Here is a 20,550-nt window from a genome sequence, read left to right as displayed (position 1 = left end):
CGTGGGCTGCTGCTGGATTAGAACGTGCGGACCTTGGGTGGCACGGATTCCACGGTCAGGGGCTTGAGGTTCACAGGCTTGTACGACAGGCTGTTGGAGGCGCTGTCCCACAGGGTGTGCTTCATCCATTCCTTGTCGTTACGACCCAGTGGGCACTCGGCGTCGTCCGCAGGGCGTTCGTAGTCGTACACGGTGTGGGCACCACGGCATTCCTTGCGGGCGGCAGCGGAGGTCATGGTGGCCTGGGCCACTTCGATCAGGTTGTCCACTTCCAGCGCTTCCATGCGGGCGGTGTTCCAGACCTTGGACTTGTCCTTCAGGGTCACGGAGCCGACGCGTTCGCGGATGGCGTTGATCTTGACCGTGCCTTCGTCCATGCCCTTTTGCGTGCGGAACACGCCAGCGTGCTGCTGCATGGCGGCGCGGATGTCGCCGGCGATGTCCTGGGCGTAGGTACCTTCCTTGGATTCATCCAGCTGGTTCAGGCGGGCCAGGGTGCGGTCGGAACCGTCAGCGGGCACGGCAGCATGGTCGCCGAAGCCGTTGACGAACTGCACGATGTGCTTGCCGGCCGACTTGCCGAAGACCAGCAGGTCCAGCAGCGAGTTGGTGCCCAGGCGGTTGGCGCCGTGCACTGACACGCACGAGCATTCGCCCACGGCGTACAGGCCATTCACCACGCGGTTTTGCTGGCCGTCCCAGGTCACGACCTGGCCGTTGATGTTGGTGGGGATGCCACCCATCTGGTAGTGGATGGTGGGCACCACAGGGATTGGTTCCTTGGTGATGTCCACGTTGGCGAAGTTGTGGCCGATTTCTTCCACCGAAGGCAGGCGCTTGCGGATGGTGTCGGCGCCCAGGTGGTCCAGCTTCATCAGGATGTAGTCCTTGTTGGGACCGCAGCCGCGACCTTCCTTGATTTCCTGGTCCATGGAGCGCGACACGAAGTCACGTGGCGCCAGGTCCTTCAGCGTGGGCGCGTAACGCTCCATGAAGCGTTCGCCTTCGCTATTCAAAAGAATAGCGCCTTCGCCGCGGCAGCCTTCGGTCAGCAGCACGCCAGCACCGGCCACGCCGGTGGGGTGGAATTGCCAGAACTCCATGTCCTGCAGCGGGATGCCGGCGCGCGCGCCATGCCCAGGCCGTCACCGGTGTTGATGAAGGCGTTGGTCGAGGCTGCAAAGATGCGACCGGCACCGCCGGTGGCCAGCAGCACGGCCTTGGCGTGCAGCTCGTACAGGTCGCCGGTTTCCAGTTCCAGGGCTGTCACGCCGACCACATCACCCTGGGTGTTGCGGATCAGGTCCAGGGCCATCCACTCCACGAAGAAGTTGGTCTTGGAGGCGACGTTCTGCTGGTACAGCGTGTGCAGCATGGCGTGACCGGTACGGTCAGCGGCCGCACAGGCGCGTTGCACGGGCTTTTCGCCGTAGTTGGCGGTGTGGCCGCCAAACGGACGCTGGTAGATGGTGCCATCGGGGTTGCGATCGAACGGCATGCCGAAGTGTTCGAGCTCGATCACGACGTTGGGTGCTTCACGGCACATGAACTCGATCGCGTCCTGGTCGCCCAGCCAGTCGGAGCCCTTGATGGTGTCGTAGAAGTGGTAGTGCCAGTTGTCTTCCGACATGTTGCCCAGTGACGCGGACACGCCACCCTGGGCGGCCACGGTGTGCGAACGTGTGGGGAAGACCTTGGACAGCGAGGCCACGCTCAGGCCGGCGCGGGACAGTTCCAGGGCGGCACGCAGACCGGAGCCGCCGGCGCCAACGATGACAACGTCGAACTTGCGCTTGGTGATATTTGCTTTGGAGTAGCTCATTCTTAACCTTCAATCGTGGAGGATCAGGCAGTTGCCGATCACAGACGCCACAGAACCTGGAAAGCCCAGCCGGCGCAGCCGACCAGCCAAACAATCGTGAACACCTGCAGCGTCAGGCGCAGGCCCACGGATTGGACGTAGTCCATCCACACATCACGCACACCGACCCAGACGTGCCAGACCAGCGCAATGATCACGCCAAAGGTGACGAACTTCATCCACTGGGCAGCGAAGATGCCAGCCCACAGCTCATAGCCAATCTCGCCTTGCGCGAAGATCAGTTGGGCCAGGACCACGATGGTGAACAGCACCATCAGGGCGGCGGTGACACGTTGAGCCAGCCAGTCACGAATGCCGTAGTGGGCACCGACCACGGTGCGCTTGGAGCCGTAATTCACGGACATGATGTCTTTTCCTTATCGTGAGGGTGCGGTTGCTCAGTACAGGCCAAACAGCTTGGCGCCCAGTACCACGGTCAGCCCCACGCTGATCACCAGGACGGTGAGGGCGGAGGACTTGCCGAATTCTTTGTTCACCACGTTGTGGTTCACGTCCATAAACAGGTGTCGCAGGCCGGCTGTCAGGTGGTGCAGGTAGGCCCAGATGATGGCCAGCGCAACCAGCTTGATGATCCAGCCGGGAACGAAGCCGCAGCCTTCGTTGAAGACGGCCTTGAACTTGGCGAACGAAAACTCGGACGACAGCGAGGCATCGAACATCCAGATGATGAACGGCAGCAGCAAGAACATGATCACGCCGCTGATGCGGTGCAAGATCGAAACAATGCCTGCTGGGGGTAAGCGATAGGTTCGAACGTCGTTAAAAACGTTGATATTGCGGAACTCGGGCCGCTTCTTTTTTGCTAGCTCTGTCATGGCGGGGTACTTTCGTGGATGTAACTGCGTTGTAATCGCGCGGGAGCAAAAGATTCAAAATTCTATTGCAATGGCGCAGGTAGCGGGCTGTGCTGACGCGATTGTTTTTTGTTGCTGTCTCTGAAGGCGTGGTCAATCAGCTCAGGGCATTCTTGTAGTGGTGTGTGTCTGTTCTGTAGATACCGCGTCGTAACTCCATGGGGATGTCGTTGTAGGTGTAGGCAATCCGCTCCACGCTGAGCAGCGGGGTGCTGGCGGGGACCTGTAGCAACTGCGCTTGGGCCTCATCGGGCAGGACCGCACGCAGCTTCTCGTCGGCGCGCACCATGCGGACCCCGAAATCACCTTCGAACATCGCGTAGGTGGGGCCTTGGTAGTTGGCCATCTGTTCGGCAGTCAGCCCTTTGAAGGGATGGCCGGGTAACCAAATGTCTTCCAAAATGGTTGGGATACCGCTGAACGCCAGGATGCGGCGCACCTGCACCACAGTGTCGCCGCTGCGCAATGCCAGCAGGCGGGCGATTTCTGCCGGGGCGCGCACGCGCTTGCACTCTAGGATCGTGCGCTGCGCGCGGCCTTCGCCTTCCAGGTTGCCAACGTCCGGGTGCAGCTTCAGGAAGCGGTATTGCACCTGTTGGGCCGAGTGGGTGGCCACGAAAGTGCCTTTGCCCTGTCGCCGCATGACCAGGTTTTCTGCAGCCAGTTCGTCGATCGCTTTGCGCACCGTGCCCTGGCTGACCTTGAAGCGTGCGGCCAACTCCATCTCGCTGGGGATGAGTTCTCCGGGGCGCCATTCGCCGGCTTGCAGGCTTTGCAGAATCAGGCCTTTGATCTGCTGGTACAGCGGGCTGAAGGCTGGGGTGAGTGGGGGGGCTGTATTCGCAGTGGGCCCGGGAGCACTGTCAGCAGAAAAAGATTGCGAAGAGGACATATTGGTGGTTGGAAGGTCAGAGCCTCCGGATTCGAATTCTGGACTGCCGATAGGTCGCTGGCTTGAGGGTTGATCATATCTTATATAAGACATAAGACAAATTGACCAGGCGACCAAATCAGGGGTACACTTGCCGACTGTTTACGGAGCACGGGCTACTGGTGACAGATGCTGGAGCGACGGTGCGCCGACAACTGTTTATTTCCGAAATCTGGAGTTTTCACCATGAGCAAGAAGCCCGTTCGTGTTGCCGTCACCGGCGCCGCAGGTCAAATTGGTTACGCCCTGTTGTTCCGTATCGCATCCGGCGAAATGCTGGGCAAGGATCAGCCCGTTATTCTGCAGCTGCTCGAAATTCCTGACGAGAAGGCACAGAACGCACTGAAGGGCGTGATCATGGAGCTGGAAGACTGCGCCTTCCCGCTGCTGGCTGGTATTGAAGCACACAGCGACCCCCTGCAAGCCTTCAAGGATACCGACTATGCCCTGCTGGTGGGTGCTCGCCCCCGCGGCCCCGGCATGGAGCGCGCCGATCTGCTGGCTGCCAACGCCCAGATCTTCACCGCCCAAGGCAAGGCCCTGAACGCCGTGGCTTCGCGCAACGTCAAGGTGCTGGTGGTCGGCAACCCCGCCAACACCAACGCCTACATCGCCATGAAGTCGGCGCCCGATCTGCCAGCTAAGAACTTCACCGCCATGCTGCGCCTGGACCACAACCGCGCGGCTTCCCAACTGGCTGCCAAGGCCGGTTTCAAGGTGGGCGACATCAAGAAGCTGACCGTGTGGGGCAACCACTCGCCCACCATGTACGCCGACTACCGCTTCGCCACCGTGGATGGCAAGTCCGTTAAGGACACCATCAACGACCAGGACTGGAACGCCAACGTGTTCCTGCCCACCGTGGGCAAGCGCGGCGCTGCCATCATCAACGCCCGTGGCCTGTCCTCGGCTGCTTCGGCGGCCAACGCTGCCATCGACCACATGCGCGACTGGGCGCTGGGCTCGAACGGTGAGTGGGTGACGATGGGTGTGCCCTCCAACGGCGAATACGGCATTCCTGCCGGCATCGTGTTCGGCTTCCCTGTGACCACTGAAAATGGCGAGTACAAGATTGTCGAAGGCCTGGCCATCGATGCCTTCTCGCAAGAGTGCATCAACAAGACCCTGGCTGAACTGCAGGGCGAGCAGGACGGCGTCAAGCACCTGCTGTAATCCGCTGGCCTATGCTCGACTGGAACCCCGCGCTCTACCTGCGCTTCGCCTCGGAGCGCACGCGCCCTGCGGCAGAGTTGCTGGCGCGGGTACCGCTCGACCCCGCCCAGGTTCGCCACGTGGTGGACCTGGGCTGTGGTCCCGGCAATTCCACCGAGCTGCTGGTGCAGCGCTTTGTCCATGCCCAGGTGCTGGGCGTGGACAATTCCCCGGCCATGCTGGCCACGGCCCGGCAACAACTGCCGCAGGCCCGGTTCGAGCTGGATGACATCGCCACCTGGGCTCCCCAGGCAGGCACACCGGCTCCGGACCTGATCTTTGCCAACGCTTCGCTGCAATGGGTGTCTGCCCATGAGGTGCTGATCCCCCGGTTGCTGTCGCTGCTGGCGCCAGGTGGTGTCCTGGCCATCCAGATGCCCGACAACCACCAGCAGCCCTCGCACCGGCTGATGCGCGAAATCGCACAGCTGCCGCAGTTCGCCAGCCACATCGGGCAGGCCGAACGTTTGCGCACTGAGATTCTCCGATCGGGACTTACTACGATTTGCTGGCCGCCCCTGGGGCGCAGTCGGCCGCGGTGGATGTGTGGCACACCATCTACCAGCACCCCATGGCATCGCCTGCCGCCATCGTGCAATGGTTGCGCAGCACCGGTCTGAAACCATTTGTCGAAGGCTTGCCTGCTGGATTGCAGGCCGACTTCGTGCAGGCCTATGAACACCGTGTGGACGCTGCCTATCCCGCACGTGCCGACGGCCAGCGTTTGCTGGCTTTCCCCCGTCTTTTCCTGGTTGCCCAGCGTAGCGCATGACCACCACATCCACCGCCCATCCTGCCGAGGTGCTGCTGGACGCCCAGGCGGCCGGTGCCTTGCACCTGCCAGTGTGCGACCACTATAGCGGCGTGGAAGAGCGCATGCGCAAAAGCCTGCAGCTGCAGGCCCAGATGCTGCAGGAGTTCGGCACCTGCGTCTTTGATGTGACGCTGGATTGCGAGGACGGCGCATCGGTGGGCCAGGAGCAGGCACACGCCCAACTGGTGGCCCAACTGGCGCGCGGGGCGGTGGCCGGCGCCCGGGTGGCTGCCCGGGTGCATGCGGTGGACCACCCGGCCTTTGTGCAGGACATGGACATCATCGCCGGCGAGGCCGGGGCCCACCTGTGCCACATCATGCTGCCCAAGGTGGAGAGCGTGGAGGACGTGCTCAAGGCTGAAAAAGCCCTGCAACGCGCGACAGGCGTGCGTGTGCCGCTCCATGTTTTGATTGAATCGCCCGCGGCCGTGCACCGTGCTTTCGAGATCGCTGCCCATCCGGCGGTGCAGAGCATCTCTTTCGGCCTGATGGATTTTGTCTCCGCGCACGGTGGCGCCATCCCTGCCAGTGCCATGGGGGTGCGCGGCCAGTTCGAGCACCCGCTGGTCGTGCGGGCCAAGCTGGAAATCGCCGCGGCCTGCCATGCCTTTGGCAAAGTGCCCTCGCACTGCGTGGTGACCGAATTCAAGGACACGGCCGCTTTGCAGGCCGCCGCCACGCAGGCCAGCCAGAGCCTGGGCTATACGCGCATGTGGAGCATCCATCCGGCGCAGATCCGTCCGATCCTGGCGGCTTTCGCCCCGGCCATGGCCCAGGTGCAGGAAGCCACCAGCATCCTGGTGGCTGCCGCCGCCCAGCACTGGGCGCCGATCAGCCACGAGGGCGTCTTGCACGACCGTGCAAGTTACCGTTATTACTGGCAGTTGCTGAAGCGTGCGCACCGCACCGCCATGCCGCTGCCGCAAGAAGCGCGACAATGGTTCGATTCAGAGGCAGCATGAGCATGCCCTGGTGTTCAACGAACCTATTTTTTGGAATTGCAGGAGTCCGCATGAAACATTTGATTGCCTCCATTGTGCTGATCGCTCCCGCACTGGCGATGGCTGCCTCCCCCGACACGGCTGCGCAGAAATCGGCCAAGGCCACCACCCCGGTCAAGAAGACCGCGGCCGTGAAGAAAACCACGCCCCCCTCCACCGCGCGCAAAGTCGCCGGGGCAGGAGCGGCTGCCGCAGCCGCCTCGGCGGCGGTGCTGGCACCCCGCGCACTGAATGCCGATGAGCTGGCCCTGGCCGACCGAGTGCACACCGGCAACATCGCCTGTGAGCTGGGACAGCACGTGAATGTGTCCAAGGATGCCCAGAACCCTGGCCATTTCATGGTCAGCGGCAAGGGCTTCAACTTCCACATGTCCCCCGTGGGGACCAGCACCGGCGTGGTGCGTCTGGAAGACCAGAAGGCCGGCGCCGTGTGGCTGCAGATCGCGAACAAATCCATGCTCATGAACCAAAAGGCCGGCCAGCGGCTGGCGGACGAATGCATGAGCCCCGAACAGCTTCAGGTGGCCGAGGCCATCAAGAAGAGCCCGCCCCCCAGCCTGCTGGACGCACCGAGCAAGTAAGCCCTTGCCGGGACCAAAGCGCTGTCAAACGCTGCCCCACTCTTAGAAAACCAATGGAGAGAGAACCATGTTGAAAGCCTACCGTGACCATGTGGCCGAGCGCGCCGCACTGGGCATTCCTCCGCTGCCCCTCGATGCCAAGCAAGTGGCTGAACTGATCGAACTGATCAAGAACCCTCCTGCGGGCGAAGATGCCTTCCTGCTGGACCTGCTGACCCACCGCGTGCCACCCGGCGTGGACGATGCCGCCAAGGTCAAGGCGTCCTTCCTGGCCGCCGTGGCCCACGGTGACCTGAAGGTGGGCCTGATCTCCAAGGCCAAGGCCACCGAGCTGCTGGGCACCATGGTGGGCGGCTACAACGTGCACCCCCTGATCGAGCTGCTGGACGACGCCGAAGTGGCGGGCGTGGCCGCCGATGCGCTCAAGAAGACGCTGCTGATGTTCGACTTCTTCAACGACGTCGCCACCAAGGCCAAGGCCGGCAACGCCAAGGCCAAGGAAGTGATGCAGAGCTGGGCCGATGCCGAGTGGTTCACTTCGCGTCCCAAGGTCCAGGAAAAGATCACCGTCACCGTGTTCAAGGTGCCCGGCGAAACCAACACCGACGACCTGTCGCCCGCGCCCGATGCCTGGAGCCGTCCCGACATCCCGCTGCACTACCTGGCCATGCTGAAGAACACCCGTCCCGACGCGGCCTTCAAGCCCGAGGAAGACGGCAAGCGTGGTCCCATGCAGTTCATCGAAGACCTGAAGAAGAAGGGCCACCTCGTGGCCTATGTGGGCGACGTGGTGGGTACCGGTTCTTCGCGCAAGTCGGCGACCAATTCCGTGATCTGGGCCACCGGCCAGGACATCCCCTTTGTGCCCAACAAGCGCTTTGGTGGTGTGACCCTGGGCGGCAAGATCGCCCCCATCTTCTTCAACACCCAGGAAGACTCGGGCTCGCTGCCGATCGAAGTCGACGTGACCAAGCTGGAAATGGGCGACGTCATCGACGTGCTGCCCTACGACGGCAAGCTGCTCAAGAACGGTGAAACCGTTGCCGAGTTCGCCTTGAAGAGCGACGTGCTGCTGGACGAAGTGCAAGCCGGTGGCCGTATCAACCTGATCATCGGCCGTTCGCTGACCGCCAAGGCCCGTGAATTCCTGGGTCTGCCTGCCTCGACCGCGTTCCGTCTGCCCTCGGCACCGGCCGCGTCCAACGCCGGCTTCACCCTGGCGCAGAAGATGGTCGGCCGTGCCGTCGGCCTGCCCGAAGGCCAGGGCGTGCGCCCCGGTACCTACTGCGAGCCTCGCATGACCACCGTGGGTTCGCAAGACACCACCGGCCCCATGACCCGCGACGAGCTGAAGGACCTGGCCTGCCTGGGCTTCTCGGCCGACCTGGTGATGCAGTCCTTCTGCCACACGGCGGCCTACCCCAAGCCCGTGGATGTGAAGACCCACCGCGAACTGCCTGCCTTCATCTCCAACCGCGGCGGCGTGGCCCTGCGTCCTGGCGACGGCGTGATCCACAGCTGGCTCAACCGCCTGCTGCTGCCCGATACCGTCGGCACCGGTGGTGATTCGCACACCCGCTTCCCCATCGGCATTTCCTTCCCTGCAGGCTCCGGTCTGGTGGCCTTCGGTGCCGCCACCGGCGTGATGCCCCTGGACATGCCCGAGTCCGTGCTGGTGCGCTTCAAGGGCGCCATGCAGCCTGGCGTGACCCTGCGTGACCTGGTGCATGCGATCCCGCTGTACGCCATCAAGGCCGGTCTGCTGACCGTGGCCAAGGCCGGCAAGAAGAACATCTTCTCGGGCAAGATCCTGGAAATCGAAGGTCTGCCCGACCTGAAGGTGGAGCAGGCGTTCGAGCTGTCCGACGCGTCGCCGAGCGTTCCGCCGCCGGTTGCACGATCAAGCTGAATCCCGAGCCGATCAAGGAATACCTGACCTCGAACATCGTTCTGATGAAGAACATGATCGCCGACGGTTACCAGGACGCCAAGACCCTGCAGCGCCGCATCGAGAAGGTCGAAGCCTGGCTGGCCAAGCCCGACCTGCTGGAAGCCGACAAGGACGCCGAGTACGCCGCCGTGATCGAGATCGATCTGGCTGACATCAAGGAACCCATCGTCTGCTGCCCCAACGACCCCGATGACGCCAAGTTCCTGTCCGAAGTGGCCGGCACCAAGATCGATGAAGCCTTCATCGGTTCGTGCATGACCAACATCGGTCACTTCCGCGCAGCGGCCAAGCTGCTGGGCGGCCAGCGCGACATCCCCGTCAAGCTGTGGGTGGCACCGCCCACCAAGATGGACCAGAGCGAGCTGATCAAGGAAGGCCACTACGCCGCGTTCGGCACCGCCGGTGCGCGCACCGAAATGCCCGGCTGCTCGCTGTGCATGGGCAACCAGGCACAAGTGCGCGAAGGTGCGACCGTGATCTCCACGTCCACCCGCAACTTCCCCAACCGTCTGGGCAAGAACACCAACGTGTTCCTGGGCTCGGCCGAGCTGTCCGCGATTGCTTCGCGCCTGGGTTACCTGCCTTCCAAGGACGAGTACCTGAAGGAAATGGGCGTGATTGATGCCGACAAGGCATCGGTCTACCGCTACATGAACTTCGACCAGATCGAAGAGTACGCTGAAGTGGCTAAGGGCGTGAACGCCTAAGTCGTTCCGGCCGCAAGCCAAGGCCTGCTGCGCATCGCGCGGCAGGCTTTTTTTATGCAGGCCGTGGGCAGGGCCCATTGCGTTGCGGGGGAGCTGGACGTTGACGGCGCAGTCGCGCTGGGGGCGTTAGCATCGGTGCTCGAAGATCGGTGGACACAAGGAACCGCATGTTGCGAACAATCCGATGGCTGGTGGGGATGGTCCTGTGCGCTAGCGTTGTGGCGCCCGGGCTGGCGGCCGAGCCCTGCACCCAGGCCGCGCCGCTGTTTGCGGCGGTCACGGCCAACCATCCGGCCGAGATCCGGCGCCTGCTGGACTGTGGCGCGCCGCTGGAGGCGCGCAATACCGCTGGTCAGACCCCACTGCTGGTGGCCACCCACCACAACCATGTGGCCGCCGCCCGGGCCTTGATCGAGGCCGGTGCCGAGGTCAATGCCAAGGACCAGATCCAGGACAGCCCCTACCTGTACGCCGGGGCCCGGGGCCATCTGGACATCCTGCAGATGACGCTGGCGCACGGCGCGGACGTGCGCAGCCTGAACCGCTACCAGGGCACGGCGCTGATTCCGGCGGCGGAGCGTGGCCATGTGGAAGCCGTGCGCCTGCTGATCCAGGCGGGTGTGGATGTGAACCACGTGAACCGCCTGGGCTGGACCGCGCTGATCGAGGCCGTGGTGCTGGGCCAGGGCGGCGAGCGCCACCAGCAGGTGGTGCAGGAGCTGGTCGATGCCGGGGCCGACGTGAACCTGCCCGATGCCCAGGGCCGCACGCCACTGGCCTTGGCCCAGGCCCATGGATACCCAGAGATTGCCCGCATTTTGCGTCGGGCAGGAGCACATTGAAGATGACAGTGACACACGACGACACACAGTTTTTGCGCGAAGCCATCGCGCTGGCGTATGCCAATGCCGAGCAGGGCGGCGCGTTCGGGGCCGTGGTGGTCAAGCAGGGCGTGGTGATTGCCTCGGCTGTCAACGAGATCCTGCGCAGCAACGATCCCACGGACCATGCGGAAATGCTGGCCATTCGCCGGGCCAGCCAGCACCTGGCCTCGCCGAATCTGCAACACTGTGTGGTGTATGCCAGTGGCCATCCCTGCCCAATGTGCCTGGCGGCCATGCGCATGGCGGGTGTCAGCCAGGTGGTGTTTGCCCACTCAAACGCCGATGCCGCGCCGTTTGGCCTGTCCACAGCGGCGATCTACGAAGAACTGGCCAAACCGTTTGCCCAGCAGTCCATGGTCATCCGCCATGTGCCCGTACGGCTGACCGAGCGGCCCGGCCTGTACGCCGACTGGAAGCAGCGCCAGACACCGCACTGAGGACGGCCGGGGCCTGTAGCGCCCACACCCCAGGCGCCAGGCCCTAGCGCATTGAGTGCAGGCCGATCAGGTTTTCGTCCGGGTCGGTGATCAGGGCGATGAAGCCATAGGGGCCGATCGGCATCTTGTCGCGCACCACGGTGCCGCCCTGGGCGACCGCGCGACCGGCTTCGACGGCGCAGTCCTCGCAGCTGAAATAAATCAGCGTGCCGCCGTTGCCGGACGGCGCTCCCGGCATGTGGACCAGGGCACCGGCCGCTCCCCCGGCCTCGGGCTGCATGGGGAAGGCCCACATCTCCATGTCGCTGCCGTCGGCGCCGGGTGGGGCCAGGGCTTCCAGCGTGCGCGACAGCACGTTTTCATAGAACGCCTTGGCACGGTCCATGTCCTGCACATAGATTTCGAACCATCCAACGGGATTGCGTGTCATGGCAGACCCCCTGGGGGGATGCAGCGGGGGCGTGGCACGGGGCCACCGTGTGTCCCGATTGTCGAAGTCTGGCCCGCCAGGGATGCAGGACGGCGGCTTTTCTTCCAGCAGGTGCACGCGTTGTGGCCTAAAAACCATAGCTGAATACGTAGGTGCAGCATGGGTTTTCTGCCATTTTGTGCGCCCACCTCAATCCTGCATGCCCGCCACGGGCTCAAGGGGCGGCAGCCGACCCTGGCGCGGCAGATGGGGCGTCGGCAGGGGCACTGGGTGCGGCATCCCCGCGCAGCGCGCCCAGCTTGGCCTGCAGCCAGTCGTCATAGCCCTTGTGCACCAGCTCGTAGGTCTGGGCAATGCCGGCCGCTACCGGGCTGTCTGCGCCCAGCACGCCCAGGCTGTTCAAGATGTCTTCCGCCTCCTGGTAGCCCTGCTCGAAACCACCGCGGATCAGCTCCACAAAATCCTGGGCCACCTCGGCCAGGTCCTTGTCGGGGTAGCGGGCCGCATAGGCGTCGAACATGGCGGTGGACAGGCCCACGATGCGGCCTGCCGTGGCCTGCGCGCTGTGGTCCTGGCCCATGGCGTTCTGGATGGCGTCGGGGCCCAGTTCGGGCGCCAGCTCCTGGTTGATGGCATCCACCGCCGTGCGGTACAGCAGGGCCAGGCTGTCGTTGCCGGTCTGCAGGCTGACCTGCAGCGAGGCTTCCAGGATCTGCGCATTGCGCAGGTTCTGCTGGCCCTGGCTGCTGGCGGTGGCGGTTTTCTGCGCCTCGTCCAGCGGCGTGCTCTTGGCGGGCACGGCTGTGTCGGCAGAAGTGGGGGCGGGGAGGGGGGGGACGTTCAGCATGGTGCTCTCCAGAGGCAACACAGGCCGACAAGGCCTTATCTGGGATGTCGGCAATTTGGCGGTGTTCTGAAGTGCCATTGGTCGAGATGGCGAGATTTGCTGAAAAAAGGAAGCGGTTGGCGCTGGATGGATAGGCTTTTCAGAGTCTAAAGAGATCGAGTGCCGCATCTGCCCTGCGGCAGCAGCTCACTTTTTGATGAACTGATATGGTGATACTTGGCTGGAGTGCATCTGATCCGGTCTTTTTGCCCCCAATCTGATGCTTTTGTTCCAGGGACGGCGCGCGCACAGTCGTTGCTGAGCGCAGCCAGGCGGTACTGGCTGGCCTGCCCATTCCCGCTATGTCCCACGAAAACTCCTCCCCGCAACCCGGCGGCACACCGCCGCCCCGCAAGACCATCCCCATCCAGGCCGCGCCGCATGCCGTGCCGTTCTACGAGCCGCGCACCAAGATCCAGCCGCGTTCCATCCAGGGCCTGTTCTCCCGCTGGCGCTGGGCCCTGGTGTGGGCCACGCAGCTGTTCTTCTACGTCGTGCCCTGGCTGCAGATCCATGGGCGCCAGGCCCTGCTGTTCGATCTGGAGCAGCGGCGTTTCTACGTCTTCGGCTGGCTGCTGTACCCGCAGGATTTCATCTACCTGACGGCGCTGCTCATCGTCAGCGCCCTGGCACTGTTCCTGTTCACCACCGTGGCCGGGCGCCTGTGGTGTGGCTTCAGCTGCCCACAGACGGTGTACACCGAGATCTTCATGTGGATCGAGCGCCGGCTGGAGGGCGACCGCAGTGCGCGCCTGCGCCTGGACGGCAGCGGCTGGACGCTGGAGAAAACGGCCCGGCGTGGCGGCAAGCACCTGCTGTGGCTGTTGCTGTCGCTGTGGACGGGCTTCACCTTCGTGGGCTACTTCGTGCCCATCCGCGACCTGGCGGTGCAGGTGATGGCGCTGCAGGGGGCGTGGCAGATCTTCTGGATCGCCTTCTACGCCCTGGCCACCTACGGCAATGCCGGTTTCCTGCGCGAGCAGGTGTGCAAATACATGTGCCCGTACGCGCGCTTCCAGAGCGCCATGTTCGACAAGGACACGCTGGTCGTCACCTACGACGCCGCGCGTGGCGAAGGCCGTGGCCCGCGGGCCAAGGGCGTGGATGCGCGCGCCCAGGGCCTGGGCGACTGCATCGACTGCAAGCTGTGCGTGCAGGTCTGCCCCGTGGGCATCGACATCCGTGAGGGCCTGCAGTACGAATGCATCGGCTGCGGGTTGTGCATTGACGCCTGCAACGGCGTGATGGACAAGATGCACTATGCGCGTGGCCTGGTGCGGCTGAGCACGCAAAGCGCCCTGGCCCAGGGCTGGAGCCGTGCGCAGATGCTGCGCCGCGTGTTCCGCCCGCGCGTGCTGCTGTACGGCGCGGGGCTGCTGGCCATCACCGTGGCCATGGTCACCAGCCTGTCGGTGCGCGTGCCGCTGAAGGTGGACGTGGTGCGCGACCGCGGCACCCTGTCGCGCATCGTGGCCGGCGGCATGGTGGAGAACATCTACCGCGTGCAGATCGGCAATGCCACGGAAGTGCCGCAGCACTATGTGCTGTCGGCCGCGGGCCTGGACGGTTTGCGCGTGGCGTCGGACACCGCGGTGGCGCTGGGCGCGGCCGAAGACCGCTGGGTGGTCATCCGCCTGCAGGCGCCGTATGGGGCGGCGGCGGGCGGTTCGCACCCGGTGGCGATCGAGGTGCGCGCCCAGGACGACCCGGCCATCCAGGTGGCCGCGCCGACCACCTTCCTGGTGCCACGCTGAGCCGCGGCGCCACTCAGCCCGCGCCCTGCTGCATGCGGTGGCACCAGCCGCCCAGCTGCTGCAGGGCCTGCTCGGTGCGGGCGTCCCACAGCAGGCCGTAGTTCAGGCGGATGCAGCGGCCAAAGCGCTGGCTGGCCGAAAACACCGGCCCCGGCGCCAGGCTGATGCCTGCGGACAGGGCCTGCTGGTGCAGCTGCAGGGCATCGCAGCCGGGTGGCAGCTCGATCCACATGAAATAGCCGCCTTCGGGGCGCGTGGCGCGCGTACCGGGCGGAAAGTGGCGGGCGATGGCCTGCGTCATCGCATCGCGCTGCATGGCCAGGGTGTGGCGCATCTGGCGCAGGTGCTTGTCGAAGCCCACGCCTTCCAGGTAATGCGCCAGCGCGCCCTGGGCCGGGGCGTTGGTGCTGAGCGAGGTGGTCAGCTTCTGCCGTGCCACGGCCTGGGTGAAGCGCCCCGCCGCCGCCCAGCCCACGCGCCAGGCCGGCGCCAGGCATTTGGAGAACGAGCTGCAGTGCAGCACCCAGCCTTCGCGGTCGTAGGCCTTCACGGGCAGCGGACGGCGGGCGCAGAAGTACAGCTCGCCATACACATCGTCTTCGATCAGCGGGACCTGGTGGCGCGCCAGCAGCGCACACAGGGCCTGCTTGTGGGCCGTGGGTACCAGGCTGCCCAGCGGGTTGTGGAAGTTGCTCATCAGCCAGATGGCCTGCGGGCGGTGGCTGGTGATGGCGGTTTCCAGCGCCGGCAGGTCGATGCCGTCGCGCGGGTGGGTGGGCACTTCCACCGCCTTCAGGCCCAAGCGCTCCAGCGCCTGCAGGGCGCCATAAAAACACGGCGACTCCACCACCACGGTGCCGCCGGGCTGGGTGACCGCCGACAGGCACAGGTTCAGCGCCTCCAGCGCGCCGTTGGTGATGACCACATCGTCCATGTGCAGCGGCATGCCATCGGCCAGGTAGCGGCGGGCGATGTGGCGGCGCAGACCGCTGTGGCCGGTGCTCAGGTCATCGAGCAGGGCCTGTGGCTGGGCCTGGCGTGCGCAGGCGGCCAGCGACTGCGCCAGCTTGTTCCACGGGAAGTGCTGGGGCGCGGGAAAGGCGCTGCCCAGGCCCACCGTGCCCGGCTGGAAGCTGGCTTGCAGGATGGAGAACACGCGCTCGCTGACATCCACCGTCAGCGAGGCCGGGGGCGGCAGCCGGGCGATCTCGGGCTCTGGCGGCGGGTGGTGTGCGCCCGAGGCCACGTAGTAGCCGGAACGCTCGCGCGCACGGATCAGCCCGCGCGCCTCCAGCAGGTAGTAGGCCTGGAACACCGTGGACGGGCTGATGCCGCGTGCGGCGCAGCAGCTGCGCACCGAGGGCAGCTTGTCGCCCGGCTGCAGCACGCCCGCGTGGATGGACTGGGCGATGTCGGCGGCCAGGGTGGCGTAGCGCGTCAGGCTGGGGGAGGTGGCGGGTTCGGTGGACACAGCCACCCAGTGTAGGGGCTGTGCAGCGCCAGACTACCCCGCCCCGGATTAGGCCGTGGCCGCGCTCTGCAGCAGGCCCTTGGCGCCATGCGGCTCGCAGCGCAGGTACTGCGGGGCGGCCGCCACCTGGGCGCCCAGTTGGCGGGCGGCCTCCCAGGGCCAGCGCGGGTTGTAGAGCATGGCGCGGGCCACGCCGATGGCATCGGCCTGGCCGGCATCCAGGATGGCCTGGGCCTGTTGCGCGTCGGTGATCAGGCCCACGGCAATCACGGGCATGGCCCCCTGCAGCTGGCGGCGCAGGCCGTCGGCCAGCGGCACCTGGTAGCCGGGGCCGATGGGGATCTGCTGGGCCGGGTGCAGGGCGGCGCTGGAGACATGCAGGAAGGCGCAGCCGCGGGCCGCCAGGGCCTGGGCCAGCTGGGTGCTTTGCGCCAGGTCCCAGCCGCCGGCCACCCAGTCGGTGGCGGAGATGCGCACGCCCAGCGGGAAGCCCGCCGGCAGGGCCGCCTGGATGGCGTCGAACACCTCCAGCGTCAGGCGCATGCGGTTGTCCAGGCTGCCGCCATAGGCGTCGTCGCGCAGGTTGGACAGGGGCGACAGGAACTGGTGCAGCAGGTAGCCATGGGCGGCGTGCAGCTCCAGCGCATCCAGCCCCAGGCTGTGCGCGCGCAGGGCAGCATCGACGAAGGCCTGCGTGATCTGAGCAATGTCCTGCAACGTGGCGCTGGCCGGCAGCGGGTCGGTGGGCAGGAAGCCCTGGGTGCTGGCGCTGATCGTGGGCCAGGCCTCGGGGTGGCCGGCAGGCAGGGCGCCACCACCTTCCCAGGGGCGGCGGCTGCTGGCCTTGCGGCCGGCGTGGGCCAGTTGCATGCACACGGGCATGGGGCTGTGGCGGCGGATGTGCGCCAGCACCGGGCGCAGCGCCTGCACCTGGACATCGTTCCACAGGCCCAGGTCGTGGGCGCTGATGCGGCCCCGCGCCTCGACGGCGGTGGCTTCCAGGATCAGCAGGCCGGCGCCGGACTGGGCCAGCTGGCCGTAGTGCATCAGGTGCCAGCTGGTGGCACAGCCTTCCTCGGCCGAGTACATGCACATCGGGGGAATGACGATGCGGTTGGCCAGTTCCAGCGAGCCGAAGCGGATGGGGGAGAACAAAGCGGGCATGGTGGGCGCGTCCCTTCACAGCAAATCTTGCGCCGCAGCATGACACAAAAAAAGCGCGCCACCGATCCCGTCGGTGACGCGCTGCGGCAGGGGATAGCGGTGGGCTCAGGCCTGTTCGGCCAGCAGCTCCTGCAAGGTCTTGACCTGCAGGCGCAGGCGTTCGTTCTCGGCCTCCAGCTCGGCCACGCGGGCCTGCAGTTCCTCGGGCGAGGCCGGTGGTGCTGCATCCTGCGCATCGTCCGTGGCGGCGGGCTTGTCGGCCTTGGGCTTTTTCTTGGCCTCGCGCACGCGCTTGGCGGCCTGCTTCAGGCTGTCGGCACCTTCGGCGGCCACGGCCTGTTGCTCTTCCAACGGCAGGGTGGCGACCACGGCCGCGGCGTTCAGCGTCAGCTCGCCGGCCTTGACGGCGGCAACCACTTCGGGGGCGGCCTTTTCCTGGATGGTCTCGATCATCTTGACCTGGCCGGCCGACAGGCGGGCGGCGCGGGCCAGGGCTTCGCGCGTGTCCAGGGCCTGGTCGGGCACCTTGGGGGTGTTGGCCAGGGCCTGGGCCACGGCGGGGTCGGTGTCACCGTCCCAGGGCGCTTCGGCACTGGATTCGGCCTTGGCGGCATTCACCGCGGCGGCGGCTGCGGCGCGGCGCTCGGCGATGATCTCGCGCTTGCGCAGGGCCAGCACACCGCGCTGGAAGTCGGAGACGGAGCGCCGGCCCAGGTGCTGGTCGATCATCCACAGGTGGATGTCTTCCATGTTCTGAAAGCGTTCGTTCTGGATGGTCTTGAAGGGCAGGCCGTGCTTCTGGCAGATGCCGAAGCGGTTGTGGCCGTCGACCAGCACATTGCCCCACAGCACCAGGGCGTCGCGGCAGCCTTCGTCGAGGATGCTGCGCTCCAGCGCATCGTGTTCGTCGGGGGTCAGGGGGTCGATATAGGCCTTGAGTTCAGGCAGGACAACAATCTCTTCGGGGTTCATCAGGGTTCCAATCGGGCGGGCAGGCGCACTGTAGCGGTCTGCCGTGAAAAGTCAAAAGGCACCCGGGGGTGCCTTTGTGCCAAGACCGACAAGGTCTTGAAAAGAGGAGCGGTTGGCGCTGGTCGATTCTAGGTTTCAGACTGAAAAGTATCGGAAATTCTTGAACAGCGCGCGCTGACCGCTATCAAAGATCAGGCCTGTTCGGGGTGCAGCAGGCGCGAGATCAGGCCGCCTTCGATGGGCCCCTCGACCGGGATGCGCACGCGCACGGGGTTGCCGGGGGCGACCTGCACGGGTTCGCCGTCCAGGTTGAACATCTGCTCCAGCTTCATGGTGCGGTTGCCGGTGGGGTGGATGATTTCGATCATGTCGCCCACGGCGAAGCGGTTCATGGTTTCGATCTCGGCCAGGCCGTTTTCGTAGCCACGCACCTGGCCCACGAAGTGGCTGCGCTGCAGCACCGAGGTGCCGGTCTCGTAGTTCTGGTAGTCGTTGGCGGGGCGGCGCTCCAGCAGGCCGCCGGTGTAGCCGCGGTTGGCCAGGCCTTCCAGCTCGGTGATCAGGTGCGGGTTGAAGGGGCGGCCGGCCACGGCGTCGTCGATCGCGCGGCGGTAGGTCTGCGCGGTGCGGGCGACGTAGTACAGGCTCTTGGTGCGGCCTTCGATCTTCAGCGAATCGACACCGATCTTGGTCAGGCGCTCCACGTGCTCCACGGCACGCAGGTCCTTGGAGTTCATGATGTAGGTGCCGTGCTCATCTTCCATGATGGGCATCATCTCGCCGGGGCGGCCCTTTTCTTCCAGCAGGTAGATGGCGTCGGCCTTGGGGTGGCGCTTCTGGTCGCCGCAGGTGCTGGTGAACTGGTTGTCGGCGTCGTTCTTGGCGTCTTCGAAGTTGAAGCCCTGCTCCATGGCCTGGCCCAGTGCCTCGCCGGTGTTGGGGTCCACATCGGCGCCGTGGGTCTTGTATTCCCAGCGGCAGGCGTTGGTGCAGGTGCCCTGGTTGGGGTCGCGGCGGTTGAAGTAGCCCGACAGCAGGCAGCGGCCCGAGTAGGCGATGCACAGCGCGCCGTGCACGAAGACTTCCAGCTCCATATCGGGGCATTCCTGGCGGATCTTTTCGATCTCGTCCAGGCTCAGCTCGCGCGAGAGGATGATGCGCTCCACGCCCATCTTCTGCCAGAACTTGACGGTGGCGTAGTTGGTGGTGTTGGCCTGCACGGACAGGTGGATCACGGCCTCGGGCCACTTTTCCTTGACCATCATGATCAGGCCGGGGTCGGCCATGATCAGCGCGTCGGGCTTGAGGTCGATGATGGGCTCGATGTCGCGCAGGTAGGTGCGGATCTTGTCGTTGTGCGCAATGACGTTGGACGTCAGAAAGAACTTCTTGCCACGCTGGTGGGCTTCCTGGATGCCCTGGGCAATCTGCTCCATGCGGAACTCGTTGTTGCGCGCGCGCAGGGAGTAGCGCGGCTGGCCGGCGTACACGGCGTCGGCGCCAAAGTCGTAGGCGGCGCGCATCTTGTCGAGCGAGCCGGCGGGAAGCAACAGTTCGGGGGCTTTCATAGGGGGCTTATTTTCCTTGATTGGCGGCTGTCCGTCCTGGCGGTGGGGGCATGTACCCCCAGGCCGTGTGGCGGCGGCGGATAGCTCGCAATAAATGAGCGGCTAGAGCTGAAAGAACAAGGACTTCAGCCAGATATCTGTCTGAAGTCCTTGCTGGATAAGCGCCAGGCGCTCTGTAAATGATCAGTCTTGCGGGCGGAAACCGAAGTTGAACTCGCTGGGCACGGTGCCGTTGGTGTCCTTGGGCAGCGTCTCGGTCTTGTGCAGGGCACGGACCACGGCGTCATCCCAGGCCTTGTTGCCGCTGGACTTGACCAGCTGCACGCTGGTGATGGTGCCGTCCGGCGCCGCGCGCACCCGCACTTCGGCGCGCGGGTTGCCGCTGACCACGTCCGGATAGACGATGTTGGGCTTGACCTTGGCCGCCACGCGCGCGCCATAGCCGGCCGAGTGGCCTGCCGTGCCACCGCCCGTGCCCTTGCCGCCGTTGGGGCCGCTGCTCTTTTCGGCAGAGCCCGTGCCGCCGGACCCCCCGGCCAGACCGGCCATGGCCTTGAGGTTTTCCTGGCGCATGCGCTCCAGTTCCTTGGCTGCCTTGGCCTCCTGGGCGGCCTGCTCCTTGCGGCGCTTGTCGTCGGCGGCCTTCTTCTCGGCGTCGGCCTTGGCCTTTTCGGCTTTCTCCTTCTCGGCCTTTTCTTTGGCGGCCTTGTCCTTGGCGGCTTTTTCCTTTTCCGCCTTTTCGCGCTTTTCCTTTTCCAGGCGCTCTTTCTTCTCCTGCTCGGCCTTGTCACGCTTTTGCTGTTCCAGCTTGTCGCGCTTTTCCTGCTCGAGCTTTTCCTTGCGCGCCTCTTCCGCCTTTTCCTTGTCCCGCTTGGCTTTTTCGGCCTTCTCGCGCTCGGCCTTGTCCTTGGCCTTCTGGGCTTCCAGCTCGCGCTGCTTCTTCAGCTCGGCCTCCTGCTTCTTGCGCTCCTGCAAGGCGATCTCGGCGTCGCGCTGCGATTGCAGCTCTTGCTGCGTCGGCTTGGGCGGGGCGGGTGGCGGGGGCGTGGCA

Annotated in this window: 16 protein-coding genes and 3 pseudogenes; 8 read left to right on the top strand and 11 right to left on the bottom strand. The window is 65.3% G+C overall.

The window, feature by feature from the left end; all coding sequences use genetic code 11:
* Positions 1-17: 17 nt before the first annotated feature.
* From sdhA to SJH88_RS10255, 4 genes and pseudogenes are all read right to left on the bottom strand, one after another.
* Positions 18-1,822: pseudogene (sdhA, locus tag SJH88_RS10270) on the bottom strand (succinate dehydrogenase flavoprotein subunit).
* A 38-nt stretch (positions 1,823-1,860) separates the two neighbouring features.
* A complete protein-coding gene (gene sdhD / locus SJH88_RS10265) occupies positions 1,861-2,226 on the bottom strand; it encodes a succinate dehydrogenase, hydrophobic membrane anchor protein (RefSeq protein ID WP_042412374.1) in 366 nt (121 codons plus the stop codon).
* A gap of 33 nt (positions 2,227-2,259) precedes the next feature.
* Complete coding sequence (gene sdhC / locus SJH88_RS10260) at positions 2,260-2,697, bottom strand: succinate dehydrogenase, cytochrome b556 subunit (protein ID WP_043387223.1); 438 nt, start codon at positions 2,695-2,697, stop codon at positions 2,260-2,262.
* Positions 2,698-2,833: 136 nt separating this feature from the next.
* On the bottom strand, positions 2,834-3,628 hold the full coding sequence (locus tag SJH88_RS10255; protein WP_042412369.1) for a GntR family transcriptional regulator: 795 nt from the start codon (positions 3,626-3,628) through the stop codon (positions 2,834-2,836).
* Positions 3,629-3,853: 225 nt separating this feature from the next.
* Here SJH88_RS10255 and SJH88_RS10250 point away from each other — a divergent pair, with 225 nt between their 5' ends.
* The 7 genes and pseudogenes from SJH88_RS10250 (at position 3,854) to SJH88_RS10220 (ending at position 11,254) form a co-directional block, all read left to right on the top strand.
* Positions 3,854-4,840, top strand: coding sequence for a malate dehydrogenase (locus SJH88_RS10250; protein ID WP_042412365.1), 987 nt, complete (start codon positions 3,854-3,856; stop codon positions 4,838-4,840).
* 11 nt (positions 4,841-4,851) lie between these two features.
* A pseudogene (gene tam, locus SJH88_RS10245) lies at positions 4,852-5,651 on the top strand (trans-aconitate 2-methyltransferase).
* Entirely contained in the window at positions 5,648-6,655 is a 1,008-nt protein-coding gene (locus tag SJH88_RS10240; RefSeq protein ID WP_274754405.1) for an HpcH/HpaI aldolase/citrate lyase family protein, read from the top strand. The pseudogene tam and the gene SJH88_RS10240 overlap by 4 nt, the downstream one beginning before the upstream one ends.
* Positions 6,656-6,705: 50 nt before the next feature.
* Positions 6,706-7,275: a hypothetical protein gene (locus SJH88_RS10235; protein ID WP_260675126.1), complete on the top strand. Its 570-nt coding sequence runs from the start codon at positions 6,706-6,708 to the stop codon at positions 7,273-7,275.
* A gap of 67 nt (positions 7,276-7,342) precedes the next feature.
* A pseudogene (acnB, locus tag SJH88_RS10230) lies at positions 7,343-9,933 on the top strand (bifunctional aconitate hydratase 2/2-methylisocitrate dehydratase).
* 167 nt (positions 9,934-10,100) lie between these two features.
* Positions 10,101-10,775 carry an ankyrin repeat domain-containing protein gene (locus SJH88_RS10225; protein ID WP_274754404.1) on the top strand — a complete coding sequence of 225 codons (675 nt, stop codon included), beginning with the start codon at positions 10,101-10,103 and terminating at the stop codon, positions 10,773-10,775.
* Between the two features lie 2 nt (positions 10,776-10,777).
* Entirely contained in the window at positions 10,778-11,254 is a 477-nt protein-coding gene (locus SJH88_RS10220; protein WP_274754403.1) for a nucleoside deaminase, read from the top strand.
* A 43-nt stretch (positions 11,255-11,297) separates the two neighbouring features.
* On the opposite strand, the gene SJH88_RS10215 is transcribed toward SJH88_RS10220, so the two are convergent.
* The gene (locus SJH88_RS10215) at positions 11,298-11,684 is read right to left on the bottom strand and encodes a VOC family protein (RefSeq protein WP_274754402.1); all 387 of its coding nucleotides are present in this window, start codon (positions 11,682-11,684) and stop codon (positions 11,298-11,300) included.
* Positions 11,685-11,898: 214 nt separating this feature from the next.
* Positions 11,899-12,531, bottom strand: coding sequence for a DUF5610 domain-containing protein (locus SJH88_RS10210; RefSeq protein ID WP_274754401.1), 633 nt, complete (start codon positions 12,529-12,531; stop codon positions 11,899-11,901).
* Positions 12,532-12,872: 341 nt separating this feature from the next.
* Between SJH88_RS10210 and ccoG the strand changes: the two genes are divergently transcribed.
* Complete coding sequence (gene ccoG / locus SJH88_RS10205; protein WP_274754400.1) at positions 12,873-14,324, top strand: cytochrome c oxidase accessory protein CcoG; 1,452 nt, start codon at positions 12,873-12,875, stop codon at positions 14,322-14,324.
* A 13-nt stretch (positions 14,325-14,337) separates the two neighbouring features.
* On the opposite strand, the gene SJH88_RS10200 is transcribed toward ccoG, so the two are convergent.
* The 5 genes from SJH88_RS10200 to tolA form a co-directional block, all read right to left on the bottom strand.
* Positions 14,338-15,765, bottom strand: a complete 1,428-nt coding sequence (locus tag SJH88_RS10200; protein ID WP_274754413.1) for an aminotransferase-like domain-containing protein — start codon at positions 15,763-15,765, stop codon at positions 14,338-14,340.
* A 78-nt stretch (positions 15,766-15,843) separates the two neighbouring features.
* Positions 15,844-16,959, bottom strand: a complete 1,116-nt coding sequence (locus tag SJH88_RS10195; protein WP_274754399.1) for an NADH:flavin oxidoreductase/NADH oxidase — start codon at positions 16,957-16,959, stop codon at positions 15,844-15,846.
* Between the two features lie 105 nt (positions 16,960-17,064).
* Positions 17,065-17,931 carry a plasmid replication/partition related protein gene (locus tag SJH88_RS10190; RefSeq protein ID WP_274754398.1) on the bottom strand — a complete coding sequence of 289 codons (867 nt, stop codon included), beginning with the start codon at positions 17,929-17,931 and terminating at the stop codon, positions 17,065-17,067.
* Between the two features lie 191 nt (positions 17,932-18,122).
* Positions 18,123-19,499 (bottom strand): prephenate-dependent tRNA uridine(34) hydroxylase TrhP, encoded by a 1,377-nt coding sequence (gene trhP / locus SJH88_RS10185; RefSeq protein WP_420921734.1) that lies wholly within the window; start codon positions 19,497-19,499, stop codon positions 18,123-18,125.
* 183 nt (positions 19,500-19,682) lie between these two features.
* Positions 19,683-20,550: cell envelope integrity protein TolA (gene tolA, locus SJH88_RS10180; RefSeq protein WP_274754397.1), on the bottom strand; the 868-nt coding region annotated here is incomplete at its 5' end.

The organism is Comamonas sp. GCA5 (assembly GCF_036541385.1).
GTDB lineage: Bacteria > Pseudomonadota > Gammaproteobacteria > Burkholderiales > Burkholderiaceae_C > Comamonas > Comamonas aquatica.
The sequence above is the reverse complement of the archived record's forward strand: the minus strand, read 5'-3'. Positions and strand labels throughout refer to the sequence as shown.

Bases quoted from the DNA above. Each gene is read 5' to 3' on its own strand.
- sdhC (WP_043387223.1), bottom strand. From the start codon at position 2,697: ATGACAGAGCTAGCAAAAAAGAAGCGGCCCGAGTTCCGCAATATCAAC.
- SJH88_RS10195 (WP_274754399.1), bottom strand. From the start codon at position 16,959: ATGCCCGCTTTGTTCTCCCCCATCCGCTTCGGCTCGCTGGAACTGGCC.
- SJH88_RS10210 (WP_274754401.1), bottom strand. From the start codon at position 12,531: ATGCTGAACGTCCCCCCCCTCCCCGCCCCCACTTCTGCCGACACAGCC.
- SJH88_RS10240 (WP_274754405.1), top strand. From the start codon at position 5,648: ATGACCACCACATCCACCGCCCATCCTGCCGAGGTGCTGCTGGACGCC.
- SJH88_RS10250 (WP_042412365.1), top strand. From the start codon at position 3,854: ATGAGCAAGAAGCCCGTTCGTGTTGCCGTCACCGGCGCCGCAGGTCAA.
- sdhD (WP_042412374.1), bottom strand. From the start codon at position 2,226: ATGTCCGTGAATTACGGCTCCAAGCGCACCGTGGTCGGTGCCCACTAC.
- SJH88_RS10235 (WP_260675126.1), top strand. From the start codon at position 6,706: ATGAAACATTTGATTGCCTCCATTGTGCTGATCGCTCCCGCACTGGCG.
- trhP (WP_420921734.1), bottom strand. From the start codon at position 19,499: ATGAAAGCCCCCGAACTGTTGCTTCCCGCCGGCTCGCTCGACAAGATG.
- SJH88_RS10190 (WP_274754398.1), bottom strand. From the start codon at position 17,931: ATGAACCCCGAAGAGATTGTTGTCCTGCCTGAACTCAAGGCCTATATC.
- SJH88_RS10225 (WP_274754404.1), top strand. From the start codon at position 10,101: ATGTTGCGAACAATCCGATGGCTGGTGGGGATGGTCCTGTGCGCTAGC.
- SJH88_RS10220 (WP_274754403.1), top strand. From the start codon at position 10,778: ATGACAGTGACACACGACGACACACAGTTTTTGCGCGAAGCCATCGCG.
- SJH88_RS10255 (WP_042412369.1), bottom strand. From the start codon at position 3,628: ATGTCCTCTTCGCAATCTTTTTCTGCTGACAGTGCTCCCGGGCCCACT.
- SJH88_RS10215 (WP_274754402.1), bottom strand. From the start codon at position 11,684: ATGACACGCAATCCCGTTGGATGGTTCGAAATCTATGTGCAGGACATG.
- ccoG (WP_274754400.1), top strand. From the start codon at position 12,873: ATGTCCCACGAAAACTCCTCCCCGCAACCCGGCGGCACACCGCCGCCC.